The organism is Corallococcus carmarthensis, from assembly GCF_003611695.1.
GTDB classification, from domain to species: domain Bacteria; phylum Myxococcota; class Myxococcia; order Myxococcales; family Myxococcaceae; genus Corallococcus; species Corallococcus carmarthensis.
In genome coordinates, this window is sequence record NZ_RAWE01000354.1 from 1 (window position 1) to 5,595 (window position 5,595).

Here is a 5,595-nt window from a genome sequence, read left to right on the forward strand (position 1 = left end):
CGAGGTTCGTGATTCTAGATCAGGTTGAGGGGTAGGCAGGCGCGAGACGAGCGGGAAGAGAGAGCAGGGGCACCTCTCGTTCGGTTCTGTGTGCGCAGAAGACCTGAGAGCGAGAAGGCCCTGCCCCAGGGCAAAGGTAGGCAGTGGTTGAGGAGAAAGCAGCGGCAAGCGCTGCATCGGTGGGCAGCTCGGAGCGGCTGCCAACTCACCTACCGCAGATGCATGGCGGTGGCGGACGTGGGACTTCGTGCCACGCCGTCGCCCGGTCCCTGGAGTGCGCGACCTCGACGGTGGTGGGCGCGGTGCGTCGCTACCGGGAAGGACGGCGGCAGGCTTCGGGACAGGAGCGAGCCTCACGAACGACGCCCACGAGCGAACCTGGCGAGCTTCCAGCCCCGGCTCCCCTATGCTCGAGGGGGCAGTGGCTGGCCTATGTGGCAGCGGCGCCCGCCGCCGCCCCACCAGCAAACACCCCTGGGCCGAAGCAAAGCATCAATACCAGGAGAATCAGCGCAACGGGCGCCACGTACTCCAGAGGGACACGTACCCTTGGGCTTGTACTGTAGCGCCAGTACACCACTCCCGGAGCTTCGAAGCTATACACGTAATCACCCGCGCGAACGGTCGTGCCAATCGGATACTCTGGGAGCTCCATCCGCCGAACCTTCACATTCCGCAAGTCGAGTGCACGCTCGTATCGTTCCAGTGACTTGAGGGCGCCTGCCATATTTCCATAGGGCTTCAGCTCCAGCAAACTAACCAGGCTCCCTGGTGTCTCGATTCGAGTGATATCAGGGAATCCGTCGACCCCCTTGCGCCAAAGTGTCTCTCCATCCGCGCCTACAAAGTGGGCAATCCACTTCGTCGAGAGTTCAGCCCAGTAGCTCACCTGGTCATTCTTAGAGACCTTCTTCTTGTAGCCCATCTCATCTGTCATCTCCCGCGCAAACCTGGCATGCGCTTCCGTCCCTTCCGCCATATTTTCGATACCTTTAGCTATCCGGTCTGATGTTTCTGAAACATACTGCTCGACGATTCCAATCAGCTTGTCATGGATCTTTGATCCGTCGGCCATGCCAACAAGCTGCTGTGGATTCCAAGGCTCGTCCTCTGGACTTCCATCCACGGGCGGTTCGGAAGCCTCCTTTCCATAACCAGTCACAACGTCAACGAGTCGTTCGATGTCGAGCGAGAACTGGCTTCTCGATGAAGACACAGGAAACCTCCACTTACGCTGACCGATCCGGCTGTCGCGAATTGCAGTAAACGCTTCGAATCATGGCGATGGCGGCTTGTCATCGTTCCGCGGCCATGGCGCGACAACCACGGGTTGGCCAAAGACCTCCCGATAAGCCGTCGACTGGTCCTTCGCTGCTGCGACTGCGTCGAGGCCAGCCTGGATCTTCTTGTTCTGGAGCTCCCTCTCCGTAGCAGCCGCCTCTTGCATCCGGAACGCGAAGTTGTCGAGTGCATCCTCCGAACCGAGCAGAGCCTCGGTCACAATGCTTGTAGTCTTGAGGACCGCCTCATCGCGCGCCACCACTAGCCCCGCGACCTTTACGGACTCTCCTTCCTGGCCGATCGCATCTCTTTCCGCCAAGCTTTTCGCGAGTGGGTTGATGTTCCGCCGGAACCTCCAGCGGCGAGCTTCGCTTGAGATGAGTTTGGCGGCGGGTGTCTTTGAGTCCGCCACCGTCAAGCTATGGAAGAATGCCGAATCACGCGGGATCGGCTTCCAGTCCGGCGGCCCGTACTCTTCTAGAACAGGAATAAGGTCTTCCTTTGCATCAAACATTGTGCCTACTTCTCGAACCAAATTATGCATAATGACGTCGGCCGGAAGCGCTTGCCGCAACCCCTCAAAGAGGTCTCGGGCGTCTCGAATATCTACAAGGCAATAGTCGTTGGGGACATTCGAACGCACTCCGACACGAATGCCAAGCAAGTGTATGCGAGTCTCATAGACCTGATTAAGCTCCCTGAAAACGAAGTGAAGCGCACGACGGAGGTTGACGTTCCTGATTCGGCGTAGGACGGTCTCCTCTACTCCGGATGTCTGCGAAAGCTCATCTTTCGTGTTCACCTCCATCTGTCGATTTCGGTTCGCGCTCGCTGCATGTTCATTGAGCGATTTGCTGACAGCTCTGACAGCATCATTGACTGCGGACTTAGTTTCGCCTGCGGCTCCGCCAGAAACTGATGCCGTCGCCATGCTAAAGAATGATGCTGACGCGGCGGCTTGAACGTTCCACTTGAAGCTGTCTTCGGTCGAAGACGAACTCTGCGTCTCTCGCTCTAGCTCAGACTGAAAGTTGGACTTCGTCTCTTCCTGAAGCGAGTCAACGAGAGTTGTTGTTGATGTCTTCGTAGATGCAGTGGTTTGCCACGTCTTCAGAGTTATCTCTTGCTCTTCTCCTGGTAGCAGAGTCAGCGCACGAATCGTCTTCCCTAGTCCGTAGCGCGTGGGCGTAGTCGAAAGCTGATACGTCAACTCTAGGAAAAGCTGAACGCCGAACTCAAAGCGATCAAAGCGAATCTTTCCATCTGATCCGCGAATCGGCACGCGGAGCATGCCTGCAATGCTATATGCCCCCGGTTCGCCATGGTCCCCTTTAGCCCACTCCCACGAAAGTCGAACCTCCTTGAGCAGCGCTTCAACGTCTGCAGGTCTTCCTCCCGGAGTCGGAAACCGCGAGGGCTTTCGATAGTTGTCGCGAGTTGGCTCCACTTGGTCGAGGAGGTCGCGGCTATATCCAGCCTCCAGCGCGAATGCTTTCCAGATCTCCCAGAACGCAAAGGTCTGATCCACGCCGTCTTCACTCTCCGAAAAAGCGACGCCGCCTCCCGCATCCATCGAGACCGGGCACCCCCCCTTTATGCGAGGGTGATAGTATCCCCACCCCCCTCCAGGCACATCGGAGAACACCTTGAATTTATATGCGTTTCCGGACGGGAGACTTGGTTCGATCTTTGTGGTGCCCACGGTGGCATCGCGTTGAGCGCGAGGCAGGTCCATGATGGTGGGCCCAACAATCTCGTTCGGCACAGAGGCATTGCGTTGAATGTGAGGCAGGTCAATGCGCTTAGGCACCGCAATCTCCTTACGCTTAGGCACCGCGATCTCCTTCGTTAGGGTGTGATGACATCTCGGAGAGTAGAGGAGGCAGGGGGGGAAGGAAAGGGAGGTGGGCTGGTGTAGAGGGGAGAAGATGAGCCTCTTGCGAGTGACGCACGGGGAGGGCAGTGCGCCGGCGCCGGTCGAGAAGCACTGCTCCCCCCTTGGGCGCAGCAACGGCTTGGCGCTCAAGCCCACTTGCGCAGGGGACGGCCCCGCGCGTCCTGCCAGGGATACAACGCCGAGCGCTGGCGGAGACCGCCAGCGCTCGAACTCGGTACAGCAACCCCGGCCCAGTCTAAGAGGGTGTTGTCGAACCTCGGCGCGGTGATCACCATGAGGACATGGGAAAGAGCTACCCATCGGACCTTACGGACGCTCAGTGGCGACTGGTTGAGCCGTTGCTGGAGGACTTCTACCAACGGGGCGCTCGGCCGCCCCTCCATCCACGTCGGCGCATTCTCGATGCCCTCCTGTACGTCACGCGGGGAGCCATCTCCTGGAGGATGTTGCCGCACGACTTTCCACCGTGGGACACGGTGTGCAGCTGCTTCCGACGTTGGCGTGACGCCGGGCTGTTGGAGCGCATCCACGCGGCCCTGCGCGCGGAAACACGCCACCGGTTAGAGTGTGATGCTCATTCCAGTGCGGGCATGCTGGACGGTCAGAGCGTGAAGACGGCGGAAAAAGGGGGCCCGTCTGGTATGACGGTGGCAAGAAGGTGAAGGGCCGCAAGCGTCACCTGTTGGTGAATATCGAAGGCCTCGTTTACGCGCTGCGGGTCCATCCAGCGAATGTCCAGGACAGGGACGGCGCGCAGTTGCTGCTGGGCGGCAAGTCCAAGGAAGACTTCCCACGTATGCGGAAGCTTTGGGTGACTCGGGCTACGCGGGCCGGTGCAAGTACTGGCTGGAGGAGAAGTTCGGATGGGCAGTGGAGGTCGTCCGTCGCCCCAACGAGGGGCGGCAGCGTTGGTACGGCCTGTCTCCTGAGATTGAGCGGCCACCGCTTCCTCGTGGCTTCATGGTGGTGGAGCGCCGCTGGGTCGTGGAACGTACCTTCGGCTGGCTCAATCTCTTTCGCCGCCTCAGCAAAGACTATGAGCAGAAGCCCTCATACAGCGAGGCTTTCGTCTGGCTGGTCATGACAGCGCTCGTGCTGCGTCGACTCGCGCCTCCATGAGGGTTCGACAACACCCTCTAATCCTTTGGCCGGGTGGAGATTAACGGGCGGGCTTCAGCTGTTGCTCCGGATATGAGGGGGCACACGAGAAGCCAGGGGTTGAAGCTGAAGCAGGAGGACAGCGCAGCGCTGAATGCGCTGACGCACCGAGGACGCGAGTCGGTGCGGGTGGTGCGGCGAGCCCGGGTGCTGCAACTGCTAGCGGAGGGCTGGACGGTTGTGGGTGTGGCCGAGGCGGTGGGCGTCACTGAAACCACGGTGCGCACCGTCCGAAGACGCTACCGGGAGGAGGGGCTCAGCGCAGCGCTCCATGAGAAGCCGCGGCCCGGGGCAGTGCAGCGTCTCACAGAGAAGCAGGCCAGCGAGGTGTTTGCCATGGTGTGTGCACTGCCGCTCGAGGGGCGTGCCCGCTGGACGGTCCGCCTCATTACGCAGGAAGCAATACGCCGGGGCCTGGTTCCGGAGGTTGGGCGGGAAACCGTGCGCGAGCTCCTCCTGCGTCATGACTTGAAGCCGTGGCGGGAAAAATGTGGTGCGTGCCAAAGCTGGACGCCCAGTACGCCGAGCTAATGGAAGACGTGCTGGAGCTGTACCAGCGGCCTCTGTGTCCCACTGAGCCCGTCGTCTGCTTCGATGAGCGGCCCGTGCAATTGCTCGAGTGGGTACGTCCGGCATCGCCCGCCTGCCCTGGGCGTGAGGCACGTCGTGACTACGCTTACTTCCGCTGTGGCACGGCCAATCTCTTTTGCGCGGTGGAGCCCAAGGCGGGGTGGCATTTCGTGAAGGCCACACCCAATAGAAGGAGTCCAGCGTTTACCGAAGCCCTCCAGGACATTGCCAAGAGGTACCCGGAGGCGAACACCATCCACCTGGTGCTGGACAACCTCAGTACCCACAGCCGCCATGCGTTGGAAGTGCGATACGGAGCACGTGCAGGGCGCCGGCTCTGGCGTCGATTCACTCCACACTACACGCCCGTCCATGGCAGTTGGCTCAACCAAGCGGAGGTAGAGATTTCTCTGCTCTCCCGTCAGTGTCTGGGGAAGCGGCGCCTCCCCACGCTCAAGAAGCTCCACTGCGAAACGCAGGCCTGGCAGAAGTGGGCCAACCGCCAGCGAATCCGGATTCGCTGGTAAATCACCGTGCCGAAGGCCCGAGCGAAGTTCCATTACCAACCCACAGATTTCACCCGGTCGTAGTACTAAACCAGAGGTTTCGATTCCTAGACGTCTGGTCTGTCGCTGAGGCCGATTTTCCGGGGCCCGGCGTCACCTGCCATTCGGGAATCGTGAGCGGTC

The 5,595-nt window shown here is 60.3% G+C and carries 4 protein-coding genes and 1 pseudogene; 3 read left to right on the forward strand and 2 right to left on the reverse strand.

What is annotated here, in order from left to right; genetic code table 11:
* Positions 1–430 precede the first annotated feature (430 nt).
* On the reverse strand, positions 431–1,216 hold the full coding sequence (locus tag D7X32_RS45825; protein ID WP_158625867.1) for a hypothetical protein: 786 nt from the start codon (positions 1,214–1,216) through the stop codon (positions 431–433).
* 60 nt (positions 1,217–1,276) lie between these two features.
* On the reverse strand, positions 1,277–3,115 hold the full coding sequence (locus D7X32_RS45200) for a hypothetical protein (protein WP_147450490.1): 1,839 nt from the start codon (positions 3,113–3,115) through the stop codon (positions 1,277–1,279).
* Positions 3,116–3,459: 344 nt separating this feature from the next.
* Here D7X32_RS45200 and D7X32_RS42715 point away from each other — a divergent pair.
* From D7X32_RS42715 to D7X32_RS47915, 3 genes and pseudogenes are all read left to right on the forward strand, one after another.
* Positions 3,460–4,297: pseudogene (locus D7X32_RS42715) on the forward strand (IS5 family transposase).
* A 99-nt stretch (positions 4,298–4,396) separates the two neighbouring features.
* A complete protein-coding gene (locus tag D7X32_RS42720) occupies positions 4,397–4,867 on the forward strand; it encodes a helix-turn-helix domain-containing protein (protein WP_158625868.1) in 471 nt (156 codons plus the stop codon).
* Positions 4,867–5,433, forward strand: a complete 567-nt coding sequence (locus D7X32_RS47915) for an IS630 family transposase (RefSeq protein WP_369333704.1) — start codon at positions 4,867–4,869, stop codon at positions 5,431–5,433. The genes D7X32_RS42720 and D7X32_RS47915 overlap by 1 nt, the downstream gene beginning before the upstream one ends.
* Positions 5,434–5,595 lie beyond the last annotated feature (162 nt).

What these genes read in the sequence shown, in the direction of transcription:
- D7X32_RS47915 (WP_369333704.1), top strand. Translation starts at nt 4,867, where the DNA reads ATGGAAGACGTGCTGGAGCTGTACCAGCGGCCTCTGTGTCCCACTGAG.